This window comes from Pannus brasiliensis CCIBt3594 (assembly GCF_036688125.1).
Taxonomy (GTDB): domain Bacteria; phylum Cyanobacteriota; class Cyanobacteriia; order Cyanobacteriales; family Microcystaceae; genus Pannus; species Pannus brasiliensis.
In genome coordinates this window covers 1-22,576 of sequence record NZ_JBAFSM010000019.1, presented here as the reverse complement: position 1 = coordinate 22,576, position 22,576 = coordinate 1, and the positions used below count along the sequence as shown (strand labels likewise).

Here is a 22,576-nt window from a genome sequence, read left to right as displayed (position 1 = left end):
TATTTCCGACCTAGAAGAATCGGCCGAGGATTTCGCCCGAAGAATCCGGGATTACTGGAAAGTAGAGAATGGCGTTCATTATGTTCGAGATGTGACTTTTTGGGAAGATCGTTCTCGAACTAGAACAAGAGTTCTACCAATTTTATGGGCGATTACTAGAGATTTAGCCATTAATCTTTACCGGGAGGCCGGTTTTACGAATATGGCGCGGGCGAAACGATTCTGTGGTTATGGACTCAAGCACCTTTTGGCACTTTTTAGAATGAAATAGCCCTGATTACAAACAAGTCTCTCTTATTTTTGAAAATCGGTTTACAACCAATTACCGAGCAGGACGAAACCCGACCACATCGAGGCGTGGCTACCCGATCGAGCGATCTGATTTAATTGGGCTTTTCGTAAAGCTTCCGCCTTGGTTGTTCCCTCTTTCAAATATCGATAGAAATCCTCCATCAGATCGACCGTTATCGCGTCATTGACCGACCAGAGCGTTCCTAATGTACTTTTCACTCCCGATCGAAGGGCCACACCGGCTAATCCTAAAGTCGCTCGATCGTTTCCCGCCGCGGTCTGACAGGCACTGAGAGTAAGCAATTCGATTTTCTTCCCGCTAATTCCGAGGATATTTTCTAATTTTTCTAGCGATAGCCGCCCGTCGAAAGTCTGTAAAAAGGTGCTGTCGAGACTTCCTCCGAATTGTCCGTGAGTTGCCAGATGGACGATCGAGTGATCTTTTTTCGGGAGTTGTCGCTCTATATTCTCGCGGGTAAAGTCTCGATCGATAAACCGACTCCCTCCTAAAAGTTTCTGTAGCGATCGGGTTTCTCTCTCGACGTTCGGTAGCGAATTAAAGGGAGGGATCGCTATCGTCAGTCCGAAGGTTAACGGGCGCAAATTTCGCGATGGACGAACTTCGGATAAAAAATTCAAGCCTAGAGATAGGGCAACGGGATATTTCTCGATCAGAAACTTTCGCCCATCGTAAAAAGCCGCCATCGGCACGTTCCGTAACAGACCATCATTGATAAACAAGACCGTATCCGGTTTCGCCGCATCTAGCTCGGCTTCTAAAGGAAGAATCAAGAGATCGTAAAGCTTTCGAGATAGGGGTAAATATTGATAATTAGAAATATCCTCTAATTTTAACCGCCAGTCGAGTAGGTTTTGTTGGAGTCGCTCGCGGGAAACGGCGATCGGATAACTTCGGATTTTACCGTCCGGTAATCGCAGGATAAAATAAGTTTTTTCTTTTAGAATAATCGAATGGATGACCGCCGTTTTTGTTCGGGATAATACCTCTTTCGGTTGTCGTGTTGCTTCGCGAATCTCCACGCAATCATCGCCGAAAAAGTTCTGTAATTGGGATAGTTGTAAGCCCTCGAACACGCGGATCGCTTCCTCGATCTCGATCGCAGAACCTCGATCGAGTAACAATTCCAATAACCCCCGATAAACGGGTTCCACCTCGTCGCGAAAGTCTAATTGATAATTCTGACCCGCGATGGCGATATCCCCGCGAATACTCTCCAAACTGGCGATCGCCTGTCGATAAGCCGCTTTCGCCTCCGGTATCCGTCCCCTCGCCCGATGAATCCGTCCCGCCTGCCACTGCCAGCGATACAGACTATCCCGCGCTAGAGTCTCCCCGGCGGCCGATCGCGCCCGCTCGGTAAAATCTAAAGCGAGGTCGTATCGTTTCTCCCGTTCGTACACGTTTCCTAACGCGCCCAGGGCGAAAGATTCGGTACGCGGGTCATTTAGATTTCGCGCGACGGCGATCGCCCGTTCGAGAAGAGGTATGGCTTTCTCTCCCTCCATTCCTTCGGCTAAATCGATTAAGTCGTAAGCCTTTCGGCGGGAATCGGGCAATCGATCGAGAAGGGCGAGGGCGGCGGAACGATAATCCTCGTTCGGAAACAGTTTCATCCAATTCAGCATCGCCCGCACGGTCGATAGATTTTTCAAGGGGCGGCTCGCTTCTAGTGCCTCTTTCGCGGTCGTTAACGCCTCCGAGCGGTCTTTTTCGGCTAAATTCTTGAATCTATCGGTCTCTCTGTCATTTCCCTCTAGATCGGCGGCCCGCGCTCGATCGAGATACCTCGCCTCCCGGTTTTGCAACGCGCTGACGAGGTTGTTAAGAAGGGTAGCGATCGAGTCGGGACGATTTAACCCGCGTTCTATAGCCAAACTCTTCCGATAGGATTCGATCGCTCGATCGAGTTCGCCCGCTCGGGAATAACTCGTTCCCAGTACATCGAGGGCGATGGCCTCGATCTCTTTATTTCCGCGCTTTCGAGCTAACTCGATCGCCTCTTCTAGTAAAGGAATCGCTTGGCGAAACTGTCCGGAGGAATTGTAAGTTTGTCCGAGATCTACAAGAAGAGCGGCGAGTCGGGGTTGTAAATTTTTGTCTCCCGTTTTCCGATAGATCGATAACGCACTATTCCACTCGTGTATCGCGCGACTCAACTCTCCTATCTCTCGGTAAGAAGCGGCTAGATAGCAATGAATCTCGGCTTTTTCCAGTCCCGCGGAGGTAGAAAGTAAATTTTCAAATAGGGAGATCACCGCTCGATATTCTCCCGTCGAGTAATAATTTAGAGCTTGCTGATAGGGATCTACTTTTTCTTGACCCCGCACCCCGAACGCCCCTACAGCGATAAAAATAAGGCATAAATAGACAGATAATATACGAGCAATAATTTTCTTTCTGAATCGGCTTTTTTTTAAATGAGTCATGCCTACTACAAACTGTAAAATAGCTACAGGGTTTAAAATATATGATTGCCCAATAGATAGGTTTTAAAAGACTTGACTTTCTTCGATAATTCTATAAAATAGCAAAAACAATTCGAGGATTTTTTTGACCGTTTCCAACCTTCTCGATCGAATTACCAATGAATCGAAAAGTCGTGTTTTCTTTCTCCTCTTTAGCGCTCGCCTTACTCATCGGGTTAGCGGGGGGGACATTCACGGGAGCGAAAACTCTGCCGAAATACGTTCCGCCGCCACCGAGAGACGAGCGTCGCCAGAGTACGGTGTCGGGTGGGTCGAGAGGATGTGACGGAATCCGAAACGTCTCCGTAACCCCTCTCGTCCCGATCGATCACGTCCCGACCACTACTTTGAGCCATCCCACTTTTCTGTTTCATCTCGATGCCATTTTCCCTCGACCTTTGATTTTCACTTTGGTAGAACCCGGTGTCGCCGAGCCGATCTTTCAGAAAAAATTTACCCTCGCTCGGGCGGGTATCGTTTCCCTCAATTTACCCGCGAATAGTAAAGGATTGGAGGAGGGCAAGGAGTATTATTGGACGATCGCCCTCTCGTGCAACGACAAACGCCCCTCCGCCAACACCTACGCTCGCGCGGCGATCGAGAGAGTTCCCGTGTCTTCCGAGTTGAAACGGGAACTCGATGCCGAATCCGATCGCCTCGGGAAAGCTGAAATGTACGCTCTCGCGGGGATCTGGTACGACGCGCTCGCCCTGAGCTATCGATCGGATGTACCCGCTCGCGAGCGTTCCGGGGAAACCGATTACTTCCGGCAACTGTTACAGCAGATCGGTTTAAATAGAATTCTGCAAGACGAGGACTTCGCCAACCGACACTAATCTCGATGTTCTGTCGTTCTAGCGAGGATATGGTCGGGGGAAAGGGGAAAGGGGGAAAGCCCGAGCCAGCCACCTTTACCCTTTACCCTTTAACCTTTCCCCCATTCCTGGCAAGTCCGTCCTGTTTTTTGAAATCCGGTAGAACTATGGTCGATCGAGCGCGACGCGGAATAATGCGGGAATGGTGGGGCGTGTGGGTCGTGGTTCCAAGCGTGGGCTTACTGATCACCGCGCTCCGACTGATGGGTTGGTTTCAGCCGGCCGAGTGGACGGGGTACGATCTTTTTCTCCAACTCCGTCCCCGCGAATCTCCCGACTCTCGCATCGTCATCGTCGGTTTGGAGGAAAGCGATATCCAGAAATACCGACAGTGGCCGGTCAGCGATCGACTGCTCGCCCGACTGATTACTCGCATCCATGCAGGAAAACCTCGGGCGATCGGCTTGGATCTTCACCGGGATCTTCCCGTTCCTCCCGGAAATGATGAATCAGTTCGAGTTTTTCAAAAAACACCGAATTTGATCGGGATTCAAAAAGTGAACGGGGATGGGGTGTACGGGGCGATCGCTCCCCCTCCGGTTCTAGCGGGAGAGGGACGGATCGGCGCGAGTGACGCGCTCTTGGATGGTGACGGGGTTCTCCGGCGCGCCATTTTGTTTCCGAGAACGAAGGATAATCCCGCTCTCCCGAGCTTCGGTCTGGCCCTCGCGCTCGCGTATTTGGAAAAAGAAGGCATTCGACCGATCGCTTCCCAAGATGGTGGTTGGATGCAACTACGGAACACGGTTTTTTATCCCCTCGATCGAAACGCGGGAGGGTACGTCGGCATCGGTACGGCAGAGTATCAAATTCTCCTCAACTTTCGAGGTTCGGCGGGGACTTTTCCGACGGTTTCCTTCGCCGATGTGTTGGAGGGACGGATTCCCGCCAATTTTTTCCACGATAAAATCGTTCTCATCGGTTCTCGTGCGGTGAGTTTGAAAGATTATTTTTTTACCCCCTATAGCAAAGGATTTAATACTAACGCGCTTCTAGTCTACGGGGTCGAGATCCATGCGAATCTAGCGAGTCAGATTCTCGCCACGGCTTTAGATAAGAGACCGCTCTTACAAACTTGGACGGAACCGGTAGAGTATTTGTGGATCTGGGCCTGGATAGCGCTTGCCGCCTCGTGGGGATGGAGAGGGCGATCGACCCGGAACTCGATCGGTTTACTATCGAGAATTCTGCTCGGAACTTCCCTGATGTCGATCGGTTTAATCGGCGGTTCCTATTTGCTTTTCCTCGGTTCTTGGTGGGTTCCTCTAGTGCCGGCACTCGCCGGGGTTCTGGCAGGGAGCGCGGGGATCACTATCGCCCTGTATATTGATCGGCTTAGGAAAGCGAAGGATATTTTGGAGAAAACGGTACAGGAAAGGACGGAAGAACTGTATTTAAAAAATGAGCGATTGGAAAAAACGTTAGAAGAATTAACCGCAACCCAACAGCAGATCATCGCTCAAGAAAAACTCGCTTATTTAGGGATGTTAAGCGCTGGTATTAATCACGAGATTAGAAATCCCGTGAATTTAATCGATAATTTCGCCGATCTATCTTTGGAAGCGGAACGGGAAGTTCGAGAGCGAATCGAGGATTGTCAGGATTTTCTACCGGAGAACTATTCTGACGAGATCCGAGAAGAATTATCTTTAGTTCACGAGAATATCGAAACCATCAAAAATCAAACTCGAAGAATTACTCTATTGATTCAAGCTCTGTCCCCGCGGGTGAAGTTTCGAGAGATAGAGCCAGAACTGACCGATATACATTCTTTATTAGATACGGCGGCTCGGTTAGTTTTCTATACTAAAAAAGTTTCCGATTCGCGTATCGGGGTCAAGTTAGAGACGGATTACGATCGATCTCTCGAACCGATCGCGGTTATCGTCCCGGAGATCACTCAGGTTTTTGTGAATCTGATCGATAATGCCTACGACGCGATCTATCAACGATCTCGCACGGAAATTGTCGATTATGAACCCACGATCATTATCGCCACGCGCGATCGGGGAGATTTTATCGAGATACAGATCGCCGATAATGGTATCGGGATCGATCCGGGATTACGGGAGAAGATTTTTCAGCCTTTCGTCACGACAAAACCACCGGGAAAAGGAAGCGGTTTAGGACTCTCGATCGCCCGCGATATTATTGTGGGGAAAGACGGGGGAAAACTGCAATTAGTGGACGGGCGATCGAACTATACTACTTTCTCGATCGAGTTACCGAAAAAATAGCGGATCTGGGAGCAAGTCGGTTTTAAAGAAGAATATGCTAGAGATGGGTCGAAAAAATCGAATAAAATATGGCTCTATCGAAGGAGAAAGCCAGCCATGACCCTGGAAAACCAGAAACAAACTGCAAGAACAAAAACCTTTTAGTTAATCGTAAAAACGAAATAAGAGGTTAATCGCTCATAAGTTGACGGATTTCACCGATCGCTCCCTTCAGAATCTCGACCGCTCGCTCTATTTCTGTATCGGTCGTGAATTTTCCGATCCCTATCCGCAACGCTCCTTCCATCACTTCGTCGGCGAGTTTCATCGCCCGTAAAACATGGGAAGGGGCGACCACGCCGGATGAACAGGCCGCACCAGTAGAGATAGCTAGTTTTTGGCGAATTCTGGCGATAACGGCACTATTGGGAATTCCTAGAATGGAAATGTGAAGATTACCCGCTAGACGGTTTTCTATATCTCCATTGATGACTAAATCGGGGATTCGCTCCCGCAGTGATTCCTGTAATCGATCTCGTTTCGCGGCGATCGCTCTCTCGTCTTCATCCATTTCCAACCCGCGTAACCGGCAGGCTTCCCCTAACGCGACAATACTGGGGACATTTAGCGTTCCCGATCGCGTTCCTTTTTGGTGGCCGCCCCCGTAGATAAGCGGTTCGAGGGGATATCCTTTTCTGACCGCTAAAGCACCCACTCCCTTCGGCCCGTACAGTTTATGAGCGGAAATGGCGAGGTAGGTGATGCCCCATTCCCAAAAGTTGATCGGGATTTTCCCCGCGGCTTGAGAACCATCACAGAGAAAGGGAATACCGTATTTTCTGGCGATGCGGCCGATCGCTTCGATCGGGTAAACGTTACCGATCTCGTTGTTGGCGGCCATGACACAGAGGAGATCAAGCCCGTCAGCACAAATTTTTTCGAGGTTTTCGAGGTCTAATCCGCCCTTACTATCAACTTCGAGATAAATTAGCTCGGCGAGTTGTTTTTTGCGAAGACTCTCACAGGTGTCGATGACGGCTCTATGTTCTACGGGAGATAGGGCGATACGGGGGAGACGAGAGGTTTTCCCGACGCGGATGCTTCCTTGAATCGCGAGATTAACGCTTTCAGTGGCCCCAGAGGTGAAGATAATTTCTTGGGGGGAGGCGTTGATTAATTCGGCTACTTGCTGGCGGGCTTTGGATACGGCTTTATCGGCTTCGTCGCCGTAAGCGTGGTCGATGCTACTGGCGTTACCGAAAGCCGTAGTCAGATAATAGAGCATTAATTCGGCTACTCTGGGATCAACGGGGGTTGTAGAATGATAATCGAGATAAATAGGTTTAGTTGTCATGAATTTTGACTTAAATCCTGTTTAATAGCATTAGCAACTAAAGGAAATTCTTCGTCAGATAGGAAGGGAATCTGAGCATAAATTATATCTGATTCTCCTGAAAGTCGTGCTACTAAATGACCTCTTCCTAAAAGACTTTCAGCACCCTTCTGTCCCAAGGAAATTTCCGAAGTACCAACACTTTCAACTCTTAAGATTAAGCGATTTCCCAAATTATCTCGAAGCTGCATGGGAAAGACATTACTATCAGGACGTTGTGCCGCAAAGATCAGATGAATTCCGGCCGCTCTGGCTTTCACCCCTAAGCGTTGTACAGCAGAAGATACAGCTTCTTTATATTCATCTACTAACATCCAATCAGCAAATTCATCATGAACTAAAAAAAGAACGGGAAATTTTTCATTAGTAGTAACTTTCTGATTATAAGCGAATAAATTATTCACTTTTTTGTCTCTAAAGGCTTGATATCGGGAATCCATCTCCTTGACAATATTATCAAATATTTCAATGGCTTGCTCTTGCTCAGTAATAATTCCTTGTGTGAGATGGGGTAAATCTTCCAAGGGAAAATAATCTGTTCCTTGTTTGGCATCGATTAAATAAATTTTAACAGAATCTGGAGAATTAGTAGCACAAACATCTAAAAGCAGATTACGCAATAAAATTGATTTACCACTTCCAGTCGCTCCTGCAATTAATGTATGGGGTGCGTGTTGTTGACGATGGGCAAAATCGCCTCCTAAATTCAGATATAATAGCTCTCCATCTATTTCTTTAACACCAATCACTAGGCTAAGATTAACTCCCGATTTTAAATTAATTTTCCGTTGTTTCCAGACTTGAGATAGGGAAATGATTTCCCTGCTCGGACGAGCAACAGAAATAATAATTTCACCAGGAATACCTGAAACATTAATCACATTTAATCCGTGAGTGGTTAACAGTTGAGAGCGTCGATTTTCCACATCTTTTATATTCAGCCTGTCTGAACCTTGAAAGCGAATTAAAGCTACATTAGGTGTTAATCTTTGTCCTAAAACTTTGGCCTGTAAATCATAGCTTATCAGAGCTTTTCGTAATACTGACACGGTTTGAACGAGCCATTGTTCCGCTTCTGTATTAGCTATTTGAGATTGGGTAGTTCGATCGATCCATATTGCTAATGCGGGGGAAGCCCAAGCTAATTGTGCAATGTGATTAACCGAGCGATGTTCTGTTTCTATCACATGAGTTGATATAGTTGAAGAGCTAGAGAGAGAATCATCGTGAATGTTCTCAGATTTCTGAGTTGCGTTTATAGTTTCAACATGATGATTAGAGGTAATACTTTCTTTACTAAGAGTGTAGCTTTCTTCATTAATCTTACCCTTTTGAGGTATATTCTGTAGGGATTTTTCAGAAGATTTTGACGAACTAGAGTTATCAATTATGGGTGATTCTAAAATAGGACTAACCCAAACAACTCTAGAAGCTGGAAATCGGGGGTTTGAAATAGTCCAAGGTTGTTCATGTCCTAATTGTTCTCGAATAGGTGCTAATGGTCGTTTTTGATGAATTGCTAACACTAGCTGACGCACAGCGTCTCTACTAAATATTTCTTGATAGCATCGGTCAACTTTAGCAATGGGAATTTGATCATTATTAACAGAAGAATCACTAGGCCCTGAAATAAAAACATGGGAGTAACCCAATATATCAATCTTGATCGTCCCGTTTTTGACTCCTTTTCGCCACTGTTCAATAGAAATGGGATCAATTGAATTAAATTCAATACCATCTAATAATAAATCTCCTAAACGAGACAACCACAAATCCCGATCAAGTCGCCCTGGGCTAACAAATAAAGCATTAGTCATTCTTTCTACCGTATCTCTTAATTGATGCTGGGAATTTTTCCGGGCATCATTTAATCCACTAGCTTCAATATATTTAGCCTCAGAAATGATTAGCTTTAAAACAGGTTGCTCATCTTTGATTTGAGGGCTGATAGCTAAAATATCGGCAATTCTTCCTTCTTTTTGTCCCAGCCAAGTAGCATAGTCATCTAAGAAATACCAACCGATAGGATTATTATTACCTAATTCAGATGACAATAAAGCCTTACTTAACACCACTCCCATCAATTCACTTGCGTACTTGCCACTTTGGGCGGCCTTTAACACAATATCCCCTGAAATACCATTAGCTTCGTTAATAAAGCCTTCGGCTAAAGTATTAAGTGTGATTTCATCCAATCCTAAATTTAAGGCTTCTAAACGGCATTTAACAAGGACTTGCAAAAGGTTAAATGGAGCGTTAGAGGAAACTAAAAGATTAGGATCATCTGTGCGAGTTTGCTGATAGCGAATAACATTAACTCCTTGATTCATTAATTGTCGTCTTTCAAGTAAACTATCATAGTTTACTACCCATTCCCCTAAACGATGAACTTCTTTAAAAACTGTGCAGGTATCTTCATCTTGAAAAGAAATTTGTAGCGCAGGGAGAAAATGATTATCTGAGCAATCTTCCCGCTTTAAGCTGCTATAAATAGCATCAAGATAAGTTTGTCCAACAACGGGTTGGCTCGGACAAACGAGATAAACGGTAGATTTTAATTCATCCTTAGTAGCTGGGCGTTTTTTTGACCAGCGTGAGGGAACGTGCTTGAGAATATCAGGGTTATCATCAGATAAGGGGGTAGGTTGCCAAACTATCTCTGCTTGCCGGGAAATAATATCTTGAAGAAAAACGATATCAGCGACTTTTTCAGTGGAAGAAAGGAGGGCATTCGACATGATACTAATTCGCAGTCTAGCCATAAAATCACGGGAGGCTTCATTAGCGATAAAAGCATCTGAATCTGTTTCCGAACTTTCTAAGAGTTGCTCATACAAGCCACTTAACTTTTTGGAATCTCGATGGTATAAAATCACTTGACAACGAGCTTCGTTATAATCATCTTGTAATTCACTAAATTGAGTAATAATTTTCTGAGGTAATCTAGTAGAATCACATTGATAGAGAACAATACTTAAATTATTTTTTTTATGGGGAAGTAATTCAAGGTATCGCTTTATTAAGTCTAGCAGTTTTGTGGCCGCTACTTTAGGGTCATCATTAGTGGAGTTTTGAGTAGTATCTCTGACAGGCTGTTCTAAAAGGCTGTAATCATTAACGGTATCGGAAAGAGAAAGTAATAAGGGTTCATTACCTTTGTAACCTAAACAAACTTCGGGATAGTAGGGATGTAGTAGTTCATTTCTTAAATCAGAAAAAAATAAACGAGAATCCCCGAAGTTTACTTCTTCGGTTGAAAGAATATGTTTGAGCAGTCCTGAAATTTGACGAGCTTTAATACCTAGAGAAGCTAATCTTAACGGATGCCAAGGGGGGATAATAGCGGCAGGTTTTCCTCGCTCAACTCGAACACAACCTAAGCGTAAAATCGGCTCTATTAATTTAACTCTATTAATATCCCCAAGCCCATGATTGAGAAGAGTTTTAATAAGTTTTTGATACGTATCACACTGCTCTAGCAAGTAAGGACTCGAAATTCCCTCTAGACCAAGCAAACTATTCAAGGCTTTTTGATATACTTCTTGAAATTTTTCCCAAGCTTGTTTGATCAACTCCGCCGAGTCTGAAGATAAGCGATTATCTTTAACAGCTTCTTTAAGGGCATTGGGAAACTGTTTCGCTAGATCTTGTTTTGGTTCGTATTTACTGACTAATGATCCTCTATCTTGCCGATAAGCGGCCATTAAAGTACCGACATCTTCTAAAGAAATTCCTTGAAGACGACCTTTTTTACTCACTAATTCTCGTGAAACTTGAGAGAGGACAAAAGGAGAATTTTGAGGGTTAATTAAACGTTCTAAATCATCATGAAGTTCCATTCCAATAGCATTAGGATTTCCTTTCCAAATCAATTGAGTTTTTCCAATTAATTCTTGAGAGGAACGAGAACGCAATTCCACATAAAATTTTAGTTCAGTTGCAGTTTTAGCAACCGAGACATTCTTTTTATATTTTTTCTTATTTTTAGTTTGTTCATTTTTCAATAATTCGTCATATTCAAACAAACAGTGTGTTTTCCAAATAATTTCAGGTTGGGTTAACTGTTCAATCCCTCGGTAGCGTGTACAAAAATATAATCCTATATCTGCATTGAGTTCTAACCAATTACTTTTTCGGGAACTTTTTTGGGTGCTAACAATCAATTGAGAGTGAGTATTTTGAGAGTCATTTTGGTCAAACAGTCGCTCAAATGCTTGTAATAATCCGACCAAAAAATCTGTGCATTCAATAGGTTGACCATAGACGAATTTATCCCATTTAGTTTTGAGAGAACGATCATTTTCTAATTCGGAGCGATGGGTATCATAAAATTCCTTATCTTCCTCATTAGCTTCCTTTGTTCCCCTTTTTTTCAAGGTTTCTAAATATTCAATATCCGCTTCTGTCAAACTATTAGGATATTCATCTTCGTAAAATTGCTTAGTTAAACTATATAAATCTGTCTTTTTGGACTTTAACCCCAGAAAAAGAGAGTTAATATTATCAGTTTCCCATTCAAAATAGGTCAATGCTCTCGCTGATTCATTCCATTCAGGCGCACTTTTTATGAAGGCTTCAACCGTAGAATAGGCAAGTGAGGGAATTTCGTCTTTAACTTTTTCAAAAGCTGATTGTAGCTCACTTTCCTCAATCGCTTTACGGGTAGGGGTTTGTTTGATTAGCAGACAACCTCGTTTAGAGATAGCTTGTTGATATTTCTGTTGCCACTTTTGGGCGTGTCCCCATTCTTTTTCGGGAATAGCTTCAAAATAGCCTGAATCGCGGGGTAATCGCAAAGCAGGTAATGCCCACCCCAACGCATTAATGATAGGAACGCTTTCTGACGCGATGCGCTCACGAGTGTCCATTACATAGTTGGCAAATTGCTCTAAACTACATTCACTGGCAGATTGAAGCCCTTTCAAGGCTTTTTGCCAATATTTTAGCTGTTCTTCTGGTAAATCTAAACCCTCACTCGCAACTTCCACCCAAAACTCTATTTTTTCTTTCAATAGTCCTGCTCCCAAGGGGAAAATATCTTTTAAGGATTGTCCTTGGTCGTCATTAGTGTTCGCTAGTAGCAAACAGGGACGGTCACAGGGAGCATGGCGTAGGTGAACTGTCTTTTCATCCGTTAGGATGGCTTCAGGAAGGTTGTATCCCTCGACTAGGGCGCGAGGAATTTGGATTTTAATGCGGGGGGATAAGTCGGGAGTGACGAGAATAGACTGACAAATGTTGGTGACTTGTTCTCCTGTGAGACGATCAAGCAAAAAACGAGCGACTCCATCGGAATCCTCTAAATTAAGGGATTTTCTCAGGAATTTAGTAGCTACTTGCCCAATTAAGTCAATAGAACGCATTTACGGTTTCTCCACTGTGTAAGGGTTAATAATGTAAGCGCAAGCATCGGAGAGGCGTTTAAGTAACCCTAACGATGCTAAACGTTGTTCGAGACGTTCTGCATTATCAGAAAAGGCTTCTTGATCGGCTAATGATGTCAATCTCTTTACGATCGCCTGTTTTTCCCCAATAATAAAGCCATATTTTCGATAGAGAGTTTCTAAAAATTCTTGAAATTCCATCCGTTGGGGAACACAACACAGTACCAATGTTTTTAATAGGGAGTCGGTAGGCGCATAACGGTTACGACGACTTCCTCGACTTGAAGCGAGCCCAATTTCTTTTGTCCAATTACCATGAAATTTGCCAACGTGCTGTTTGTGTCTGGTAATAGCTTTCTCAGAGAGGTTATCTAATAAAATCTCTGGTGAACTAGCTTTTATTTCATTGACGGATTCATCTGATAAACAAAACTCTTCAGTTAGAATGTCTAAAGCATCTGTAGAGTTACCTGAATTTAGGCAATTTTGCCATTTAGACAGTTGTGATAATCTTCTAATATAATGTTCAACTGCTTGTGTACTGAGATTATTATTGTTTAAAAAACTATCTGAGGCAAGATCACGAATAATGGTTTTCTTAGGGGCAACAATTTCGAGAACAAATGTAAATGTAGGACTATCCTGGGGATTATCTTGAGCATTTACTATTTGTGGTATAAATTTAGGTTCATTTTGATTAATTAAGACCGCTTCATTAATAAATCTAGAGTCATCTTGATTATTTAAGACTGCTTTAGCTCGTTTGAGTAAATAAATGACTAGATGTAGCCCTGTAATAGTAACTAAATGGGGTAGAGAATCATAATCGGGAAGTTGGCAATTAAATAAATTGAGCCAATCATTAGCTAAGTTATCAAACTCGGTAAGGGTTTTATAGGGAAGATAAGGGGGATTGCTGTTTTTATTCCTTGTTTTTTTATCAGAGTCGGGCTGAAGAATAGCAACTAACTTATTCCATTTACTAGATTTATTATTAATAATTCCTATTGTCTGAAGATGGGTTAAAATCTCTGATTTTTGAGAACTACGACTTATCATCAAATAAAGTAGTTCGCCTGTCCTAGCGAAAAACCGACGGTCATTATTGTAACCGTTAGGTGTAACTCTTAAATCTTCGTAGAGACAATCCACACCGTAGGGAAACACGAATTTAGAACTCCAACGTTTATTACTATCTCCTTCAATAGCATTAGATTGAAGAAATCTTACCACTTCTAAAAAGTTCCGAAAAGTGGTAAAGCGTTGTCGTAAATAACTAAAGTCAGGGTTATTAATTCCACCACAATTATTGATCATTAAAGTTAGCCATTCTTGCCAACGTTCTTCTTCAGTAGAAAATTCAGCGTTAACAGCTTCTAAACAAGGATTATTAAATAAAATATTTCTTAGATAGAGACGAGTATAGGAAGCATATTCTAATTGATTATATTGTTCTTCGACAAAAGCACGCCCCGCTTCTAATTCAGTTTGAACAATTCCGAAAAATTCTAGAAGGGTTAACCAGGGAGTTTGTTCATCATAAAGACGATGACCCCAAATGGCTTCATCAACCCACATCTGAGTTTCTTTATGGGTAATTTTATTTTGAGATTGAGGTTTAGGCAGAATTTCTATGGTCATAATTGAATCTCCAAAGTTCTTGGATTAGTAATTCCATCAGCATTGAGTTCAAGTAAACGGATAATCATTTCATTTTCTGCACTTTCATCCTCTTCTTCTTTTTTTCTTCTAAAATTAAGCTGTCCTAACAGTCGAGTCTTAAAAGCTAACATATCTTCATAACATTCTTGAGAAAAGTTACTTGGCAATGCTCCTTCTGCTACTCGATGTAGGTACTCATAACGAGTTAAATTTAACCGAAGTTTTACGGGTTTGATTTCAGTATGGGAAGAGAAGGAAATAACTAAGTCGGGTGCGTTATGGTGAGGATTTAATTCAATGGTTACACTTTCGCCTCGGCTCTTAATAACGGAAATAGATTCTTCAAAGATTCGACTAATTCTAGCTTGAGAATAGCTGCCAGATGTAGCTAAAATTAGCTTATCTTGATTATTAGTTAATAAACCTGTAAAGATGCGATTTATTCCTTTCACTAATTGAAACACAAGGTTTTTTGGAAGTTGATTATGTTGTTGCAAATTTCGACAAACTTTTTCCAAATATTCCCCTGCATATTGAAAAGCGGTTAGTTTCCAGAAATTTAATTCGGACACTCTAGAGTTAGGTATAGTAAAAAATAATCGTTGTCTTTGTGTTTGAAGCATATTTAAGAAGGCTTCTTTATTATCTTGAGAATCATTACCTTCTAAATAACTTTTTTGAGCGATGCGAAATTTCTGATGCGCGCCATAATAGGCATCAGCTAATACTAGGTCTTCATAATCTTTCTTCAGTTTCGGGTCATCCGCCCCAAAAATAAGTATATTATCAATGTGATTACTGCTTTCTGTACCAATACCAAAAGAGCTTAAAGTAACAAATACATCAGTTTTATTTCGTTTTCTAACAGAGAGATTTTTGCCAAAAATATTACTATAAGGACTAGCTAAATAAGCTTTTTTTGTTGCCAAAACTTCGGGTATTTGCTCACAGTCTAGTAGTTTATCTTTAGCATCAGGGTGTCCCAAGATTAGATTAGCAATGAGAAGTAACAACTGACGGATAGGAAGGTGCATCCCATTATGACGGGATAATTCTAAAAGGTCAGTAATTCTCTGTCTCATTAACTGTTGCTCGCCATTTCCTTCCAGGCGGGTTTTATTTTCCCAAATCGGACAGCGTTGATGAATATCAGCGGGATTTTGATAGGGACATTGGTTACATTCTTCCCATCCTGAGTGTGCTAGAATCGCATCAAGAATTCGAGAAAATATTTCTTCATTATTTAATTGACTTAGATTGTAGAGAAGTAGGTTAAAATCTAATTTTTCTTTTTTATCTTCTACCAGTAAGGTTTCGATTAATTGATGTACTTGTTTTACACAAGGGATATTTTCAGCAATATTCCATGATTCTATCAGTTGCCCATCATTGGCCGCTATTAAGTAAATTTTCTCTGTACTGTAGGGAGCGATAATGGCTTCCGCTATTTGAGGTAGAAGTTGCCTTTTTTCCTCATCTTTTAGTTCGCTGAGGTCTTTGATAATAATTAGCTTTTTCTGTTTAACGGGTAATTCTTGTATTTTTTCTTCTGTTTTCCAGCCTTCTTTTGAGCCTCCTAAATTTTCCCAGATCTCTCGACAGCAGAATGTTTTCCCATCTCCTGCTGTTCCTGTCAATATTACAGATTTAGGTAAATCAGATTGAAAATTATTGACCAATTCTTGTAAGTAAGGGGTTTCAAATTTAATCGGTTTTATGTTGTTTTTCTTTAAAACTCGTTGAATCGCCTCATCATACATATTATCGTTACGAGGGATGGGTCCGTATTTACGGAGAAAGGTAATCCATTTTGAAATTGGAGTTGGAGTGATAGTCATCTTTAATATTTCTCCAAACAACGATTATTGAAATACATTTGAGCAGATTTTCTAATTTAAGTGAACCACTCCTTACATAAACAAAATAATCAGGAATAATTTTTTTAGTAATTTCTATTCGAGGCATTTTAACTCTAATAGAAAACTAAATTTATAAATAGCACGCTAAACAAGGTAAATCGTCATCTTCTTTATCTAACACTGCCTCTAAAGCTTCTGTTAAAGGTCTATTAGGAGTAGCTTTTTTCTCTCTAGCCATTTCTTTTTTATGTTTAGCGATGATTTCATCCTTTCTCTCCAAAAGCTCTAACAGGGTTTCACCCTCTGTCCATGTATAAGTTCTACCATCTTTATGATTTGACTCATACTCGACCGCTTTAGCGAATAAGTCCGGATGTTCCTGCGCTAACATTACCCACTCGTATTTGCGTTGAAAGAAACAGAAGTAGCATCCAGAGCGACTACGCCAACGATAATAGTCTGGAAGCCCGATCCCGCTCTCTTCCAAAATTCGGAAAATATCTTCCTTCACTAAACCGCGCTCCTTAAACGGGAACACGGGTTTAATGTTAGGCTTTGTCGAGACGTATCCGAGCCGATTCTCATCGGCTCGGATACCGATATAGCTGATCGCTTCATCATCCCCGACAAAATCTTCCAACGGCTTAATCTTCATTTTTACCGTACACCAGCGCATTTGCGGTGAAGGTAGCAAGCCATCGTGAACGGTTAACCAGTGATCGAAACCACGCTTATCTTCGAGATAGTGAATTTTTATCCCTAGCCGCGCCTCGATCCGCTTGAGGTAATCATAAGTCTCCGGTAGTTCCTTGTGCGTGTCACAGAAAAAGTATTCCATCTCTGGAATCTCTTTATGCAAGAGAACCGCTAAGGCCGAGCTATCCTTACCGCCTGAAAGGCCGAGAATATGTCTGGTCTTTCTCCGTGACATCGCTTCTACCGTTATCGTTCTACTTCTTATGATAGATGTAAATTGTCCTGTTAGCTCAACCTTACCGATAAATTTTCTTAAAATTTTCTAAAGTTATCTGTCCCCGCTACAAGTTTTTCAGAACCTCGTGGTTACGAGTTCAGGGAACAGAATGACAAAGATAGATAGCTATCTATCTTTCCCTTTTGACCTTTTTCCCTCATCCGTCTTTCCCTGTCGCAATGAACGCCCGACTCGATTCGAGGTCGCTTCCTCGTCGATCTCGGAATTTAAAATTCGTTCCGTCAGTTTCGCCAGTACCGACTGACGAATTCGGTCATTATCGGGTAATAGGTTTAAAATTTCTCTAACATATTTCTCTACCTGTTCCTCGCTCTCGTTATCAACCCAAACTAAGCGATGGGTTTCCTGACCGTCGGGGCGCGTTACCGTGATCCGGCGAGCTTCACGACCGTCTCCACCCGTTACCACCTCTTTCTGTATCGCTTCTAGGTTATTGAACCGCCGGGATACATCCGCTAGATTCATCTCGAATTTCGTGATATCCTCATCCTTCCATGACTCTGGCGGCTTGTCGGCGACGATCATCATCAAAGCCTCTAACCATTCCCGATCGCTCTTACCCTCGTCAATAGCGGCGAGAACGAAACTTTTCAAACCCCGATCGACACATCGATCGACGATATATTTGGCTCTAGTTCGTAAATCCTCCCGTAACTTCGTTTCGGTACCCCGTATTCCAAAGGCATCGTGAAGCAAATTCCGACCCGAGCCGAGTAAATTGTCATAGGCGGAGTGGATCTCCCGTATTACCTGAACCAGCTTATCGCGGAGATTTCTGGCGATCTCCCCGTCATCCGTCTCCTCCGTACCGATGGGAGATAAATTACAGGCGATCGGTAACTCCGTGAATATCAACTCATCGGGTTCTACGGTTTGTTGGAGAGCTTTCAAAACCGCCCGCGCTTCCTTGCTGACTCGCTCGGTCCGCTTCGTGTAGTCGGGAAGTTTCTTAACGAACCGATATAAGGGCGTAACTACCGTGAGTAAAGTCGAGTTACGGAGCGCCTCCGTTTTTTTCTGGCTCGGATCGCGTAAAATCGCTTCGAGTTCCTTGAATACCCGTGAGCGCGAGCCTACCATCTCGAAATACTTCACCGAAAAACGCGAGGGATCTTTCAGCAGGATCTCGAAATGCTCCGCCCCCAGCAGGGGAATAAACGTCCCATCTTTATAAACCCCGATATCCTCAACGTGATATAGGAGAACCGCGGCCAGGATCACGGGAATCGGCCCCTGTTTCACGCCGTAGGGAGGAGCCGCTAATTTCTGATACAGCTTCTCTAAACTTTGTAATTTGTCGCTCGCCTCTAGACAGAAGTCCTCTATCGTTCGCCATAACGGACGTAGACCCGATGATTTCGCGGGCGGGTGGAATTGCCATTCCTCGTTCTCCCGCCGATAGATACCCGTCATTTCCAGGAGGGAGTAATACATACTGACTTCCGGCCCGTATCCCTGTAGCCCTAGTCTCTCCTCGCCTCCGCGCTCGACCATCGCCTCGATTAATTCCCGTCGGGCTTTCGCCCCTTGGGAAGTCAACTCCCGTCGGTTGATCAACTCGTTACGCAGGGTCGGACTCTCGCAATATACCTGATCGCACACGGCCGATAACTTAGCCTTGAACTCGGTCACGCGGGCGATCGACTCGCGCTCTCCTAGCATCCAGCAAGCGTTCTGATGATTTTCCAGACGGAAAGCCCGATCGAGGGTTTCATCTAACAGCCTTTCCGCTTCAACGACGCGGTAGCGCATTTCCTTCCGGGCGACTCCATCGGTTTGGAGTTCGCGGGCGGTGGTTTGGATTTTCCGGAGAGCGGTAAACTCGAGGGTGTGAGTTCGGAGTACCTCTAAGTTCGAGCCGCACAAAACGATCAGGGGTTTACCGTCCGCCGTGTACTGGGGGATCGTATCGGGTGACTTCTCATCGACCCAATAACCGATCAACCCATCCCTATCGGCGGAGGAACACTCCAATCGAGCGAGCGGGGTCGAGCTATCCACATAAACTCGCTCGAAAAATCTCAGGGTTCCCGTCGTGTAACTGTGGCGTTGGGCTACTAGGGGAGCGAGAGGACGTAATGTAGTGAGAAGATTCACGAGAGGCGAGCGCTCTTGTTCAAGATAGTTCACTAACTCGGAATCGATATTAAAATCCGAACCCTGCCAGATTCGTAATTCATCTAATTGCCGTCGATGGGTGATGTGATTTTTTCGGAAGAGTTCTTGAATAATCTGTTCCCAATACTGGTTCTGTTCTAGATCCGAGGGAATGTCAGACATCGCTAAGGTTACTAACCGCTTCGTGGCTCTCATTGTCCCCGTGGTGGTGATGAGATTTAGAATACCGATCGTTTTCAATACCCTAAGCGTGTCTACCGAAAGGTCTCTCGCGTCGGCGATCGCTTCTTGAATTTCCACCCATCGCTGGAGATGCGGGCGAGAGGTTAATCCCGCTCCCACGGCTTCAATAAAATAATCGTATAATCGATCGAGCTTGAGGGTCGGTAAATGATCTCCCTCCGTTTTGACTTCCGTTAGAAAATTTTTAAAAGAATAAGGCTCGGAGCTAGTTAAAAAGGTAAACAGGGAGCGATCGTTCTGGGCGTACCGTTGGCAGAGAATCGGTAAAACGAGAGCCGTCAGAGGATGGAGGGGATAGATCCCGGCGAGAATTGTCTCGGTTAGATCGCCCTCCCCCACCAGTGGAGACAGAGCGGTGTACCACTCTCTAGCTTGATGGGTGATAGCGCATTGAAAACCATCCGCCCCGGTCGCGTCGATCGTTTCCCCGATCAATCGCATCACTTCCCCGGAAGATTCGGCGAACGAAATATTTTCAAATCGTCCCTGAATTTTCGCCCATTCATTCCGCTCTTTCGAGGCCAGACGCTGACCGTAATCGGTAAAGGCTTGATGCAGTATCCCTAAAATATAGATAGGGGTATCGGTATGTTTCGGAAGTTCGGCGAGTTGCTGTAATAAATACAGGTCTTCTTGTCCTAAATTATAACTCGCGTATTCTAAATTTTTGCCGAGTTCATCGAGGATTAAAAAAACTCCCGTTTCTGATGCTCTCGCCACTTCTAAGACAAGCTCCGGAATCTTTTTCGTGTTGATAGTATTCCCCGAACTAATTTCCGTGTCCAGATCGGCTAACTTGGAAATTACCGATATTTTAGGACGTTGAGTGGCCTCCCAATATTGATGGGTACCGAAATAGAGAGCCCGGACGATCGTGTGACCGATCGGCTCTCTTCTTCCCGTCGCGACGGCTCTAACGTATCCTTTTTCCGGGTAATCCTCCTTGAGTACCTTATAGAGGGGGTTGTCCGAACCTAACGACCGAGCGGCGATCTCTAGAGCTTTAGCCCGCAGGGGATGATCTTCGGGAGCGCACAGGGAAGACAGAAAATGAGCGAAGGACGATTTTCCCGTCCCGTAAACACTGGTCAATGTCCAAGAGTGATTTTCCCGGCGACCGATTCGAGCGAGCGCTTCTTTGGCCCTACTGGTTAAAATATACCCTTCGAGGGCTTCCGGACGTTCTAGATCCCGTTCTAAGTTAATAGAACGGGAGTAGCGACGATGGAGCGTGAAATAATTCGCGAGGGTTTTATCGGTCATTCTCTAGATCCATCATTTCCGTACTCGATAATATCCGTTCAAGATCTCGTTCGCCAATTTTTCCGGTTCTTCCTGGAAAGAAAACTGGATTAATCCCGCCGAGTCGGATAGGGTAAGAGCTTGCCAGCGTCCGGACAACTCTTCGATCGCGTCGCAGATAGCGCTCTCGGACACCTTAAAGGCCATTCCAGGGCTTCCCTCATCGTATAACAAGCGAGAGACCGCTATCGTTGTCGCCCCCGGACTAACCCGACCGGCGTACTCCAAACAGGTGGCAACAAGGATCTCGGCGGGTAGATTCGACTTCGCGCCAACCCGAAAGGTGTAACGTTTCGAGTCTCCCGCGGTACGGACAAGTCCCAGTTCAGTAAAGGGACAGTCGAGCGAGTCTTCTACAAAGCTATTCGAGTTTCTCGGCTCGACGTACATTTTCAACAAACAATTCAGATCTTTTTTGAGGGAGTCATCCACGACAGTCTTGCCGTTCGCGTCCCTATAGTCTCGCAATCCTCGGAAAAGCTCGTCATCGGCGAACTCCACGGCACGGAAGAGGTTGAACGTGAAGTACCAAGTGGCGGCCTCGCAGGTAGGTTTGAGCAAATTCCAGTGCAGAAGCCATAGAGAAGCGGGATCTTCCAGAAAACAGTCCCATCCTTCATCCTCTAACAACTGTTCGCCGAAACGCGTCGGGCGATCGTTGTCTAGTATTTTAAAGGCGTGACACCAGTAACGGATCGACTTCACCATGTTCTTCCCCACGCCGAGAATCACGGGAGCGTCCTCTCGGAGAAAGATTTTCGGATTTTCCAGGGCCGCGTCGAAGCCCTTTTTCAACCAGCCGAAACGGGGATGAAACGTTTCATGGCGAGCGAAAACGGGATTTACCTTGTTCAAATAGGTTAAAAGAGGATTTAGGCTCAAACTCATTCGATTACTGGTTTACTCCATATTGCTTATCGCGCGTTCGTGGAAAAACTAGGTTTACGCGCTCACCGATCTACTATCGGCTCTTTTTTCTCTTTCGATGGGATTTTTTCATCTTCTTGAGCTTTTTCTACCGCTTTTTCCACTAAATAAGCCGCCAGGTTAGCTACTGGACGGCCTTGGTCTTCAGCCCATCGCTCTAGTGCCTCGTATACGGTATCGGCTAGAGTTAAATAAACTCTTTTGCTCACGGCGTTCCATCGATCATCATCTTTAATATCCTACACCGCCCTTTCTTCTCCTCGATCATTACAACTCATTACAACGAATAGAGATCAGTCATGATGAGTGTCAAGGGAGTTAAGAAAAACTTAATCCTTGAAAATTTTCGTGGGTTACTCAACGGGCAACCGACCTTCGCCGAATTGACCGAAAAACCTGAATCGCGTCGCCCTCTCGATCGTTCCGAATCGAAGTGACGATCCGGATTAGCGCGCCTACCCGTCGCATCCGGCAGGCGAAGGCGGAATCCGTCCAGATCTCAACCACTCACCCATGAGGTACGGATGAACGATCGCCAAACGATAAGACGGCGCGACGTGAATCGCGTGACGGTCGGGTACGAGAATCCGGGTATCGTTCGAGCGGAAATCTTTGAAATTCGCCGTTACGAGAAAATCGGCGCGGCCGGCTAAAGCCGTTTCTAAAACATGAACGTCCTCGGTATCCCGAAGAGCGATAATCCCGGTTCCCCCTAATGTCAGTTGGGGAGATAGACCGTCCGCTCCCGATCGAGCGTAACCGCCGATCGCTTCAATAGACCTCCTGCACGAATCAAGAAGAGTGTGCCAGTTCATAATTGAGTAA

At 44.3% G+C, this 22,576-nt stretch carries 12 protein-coding genes; 2 read left to right on the top strand and 10 right to left on the bottom strand.

Features of this window, described 5'->3' with window-relative positions:
* Positions 1–312: 312 nt before the first annotated feature.
* Positions 313–2,640: a CHAT domain-containing protein gene (locus V0288_RS11400; RefSeq protein ID WP_332865220.1), complete on the bottom strand. Its 2,328-nt coding sequence runs from the start codon at positions 2,638–2,640 to the stop codon at positions 313–315.
* A 257-nt stretch (positions 2,641–2,897) separates the two neighbouring features.
* Here V0288_RS11400 and V0288_RS11395 point away from each other — a divergent pair, with 257 nt between their 5' ends.
* Together V0288_RS11395 and V0288_RS11390 are read left to right on the top strand one after the other, a co-directional pair.
* Positions 2,898–3,614 carry a DUF928 domain-containing protein gene (locus V0288_RS11395; protein ID WP_332865219.1) on the top strand — a complete coding sequence of 239 codons (717 nt, stop codon included), beginning with the start codon at positions 2,898–2,900 and terminating at the stop codon, positions 3,612–3,614.
* 146 nt (positions 3,615–3,760) lie between these two features.
* Positions 3,761–5,890 carry a CHASE2 domain-containing protein gene (locus V0288_RS11390; RefSeq protein WP_332865218.1) on the top strand — a complete coding sequence of 710 codons (2,130 nt, stop codon included), beginning with the start codon at positions 3,761–3,763 and terminating at the stop codon, positions 5,888–5,890.
* Between the two features lie 169 nt (positions 5,891–6,059).
* Here V0288_RS11390 and V0288_RS11385 read toward each other — a convergent pair whose 3' ends face one another.
* The 9 genes from V0288_RS11385 to V0288_RS11345 all read right to left on the bottom strand — a co-directional run.
* On the bottom strand, positions 6,060–7,223 hold the full coding sequence (locus V0288_RS11385) for a cysteine desulfurase family protein (protein WP_332865217.1): 1,164 nt from the start codon (positions 7,221–7,223) through the stop codon (positions 6,060–6,062).
* Positions 7,220–12,625 (bottom strand): FtsK/SpoIIIE domain-containing protein, encoded by a 5,406-nt coding sequence (locus tag V0288_RS11380; RefSeq protein ID WP_332865216.1) that lies wholly within the window; start codon positions 12,623–12,625, stop codon positions 7,220–7,222. The genes V0288_RS11385 and V0288_RS11380 overlap by 4 nt, the downstream gene beginning before the upstream one ends.
* On the bottom strand, positions 12,626–14,287 hold the full coding sequence (locus V0288_RS11375; RefSeq protein ID WP_332865215.1) for a methylation-associated defense system protein MAD7 family protein: 1,662 nt from the start codon (positions 14,285–14,287) through the stop codon (positions 12,626–12,628).
* Positions 14,284–16,146: a hypothetical protein gene (locus tag V0288_RS11370; protein ID WP_332865214.1), complete on the bottom strand. Its 1,863-nt coding sequence runs from the start codon at positions 16,144–16,146 to the stop codon at positions 14,284–14,286. The genes V0288_RS11375 and V0288_RS11370 overlap by 4 nt, the downstream gene beginning before the upstream one ends.
* Positions 16,147–16,297: 151 nt before the next feature.
* Positions 16,298–17,098, bottom strand: coding sequence for a phosphoadenosine phosphosulfate reductase family protein (locus V0288_RS11365; protein ID WP_332865213.1), 801 nt, complete (start codon positions 17,096–17,098; stop codon positions 16,298–16,300).
* Between the two features lie 168 nt (positions 17,099–17,266).
* A complete protein-coding gene (locus tag V0288_RS11360) occupies positions 17,267–20,785 on the bottom strand; it encodes a hypothetical protein (RefSeq protein WP_332865212.1) in 3,519 nt (1,172 codons plus the stop codon).
* 12 nt (positions 20,786–20,797) lie between these two features.
* Positions 20,798–21,712, bottom strand: coding sequence for a DUF4007 family protein (locus V0288_RS11355; RefSeq protein ID WP_332865211.1), 915 nt, complete (start codon positions 21,710–21,712; stop codon positions 20,798–20,800).
* Between the two features lie 62 nt (positions 21,713–21,774).
* Positions 21,775–21,960 carry a ribbon-helix-helix domain-containing protein gene (locus V0288_RS11350; protein ID WP_332865210.1) on the bottom strand — a complete coding sequence of 62 codons (186 nt, stop codon included), beginning with the start codon at positions 21,958–21,960 and terminating at the stop codon, positions 21,775–21,777.
* 246 nt (positions 21,961–22,206) lie between these two features.
* Positions 22,207–22,576 (bottom strand): PIN domain-containing protein (locus V0288_RS11345; protein ID WP_332865209.1); only part of this gene is annotated, 370 nt, incomplete at its 5' end.

Coding starts and splice junctions, on each gene's coding strand:
- V0288_RS11370 (WP_332865214.1), bottom strand. CDS start 16,146: ATGACTATCACTCCAACTCCAATTTCAAAATGGATTACCTTTCTCCGT.
- V0288_RS11380 (WP_332865216.1), bottom strand. CDS start 12,625: ATGCGTTCTATTGACTTAATTGGGCAAGTAGCTACTAAATTCCTGAGA.
- V0288_RS11360 (WP_332865212.1), bottom strand. CDS start 20,785: ATGACCGATAAAACCCTCGCGAATTATTTCACGCTCCATCGTCGCTAC.
- V0288_RS11355 (WP_332865211.1), bottom strand. CDS start 21,712: ATGAGTTTGAGCCTAAATCCTCTTTTAACCTATTTGAACAAGGTAAAT.
- V0288_RS11375 (WP_332865215.1), bottom strand. CDS start 14,287: ATGACCATAGAAATTCTGCCTAAACCTCAATCTCAAAATAAAATTACC.
- V0288_RS11395 (WP_332865219.1), top strand. CDS start 2,898: ATGAATCGAAAAGTCGTGTTTTCTTTCTCCTCTTTAGCGCTCGCCTTA.
- V0288_RS11390 (WP_332865218.1), top strand. CDS start 3,761: ATGGTCGATCGAGCGCGACGCGGAATAATGCGGGAATGGTGGGGCGTG.
- V0288_RS11385 (WP_332865217.1), bottom strand. CDS start 7,223: ATGACAACTAAACCTATTTATCTCGATTATCATTCTACAACCCCCGTT.
- V0288_RS11365 (WP_332865213.1), bottom strand. CDS start 17,098: ATGTCACGGAGAAAGACCAGACATATTCTCGGCCTTTCAGGCGGTAAG.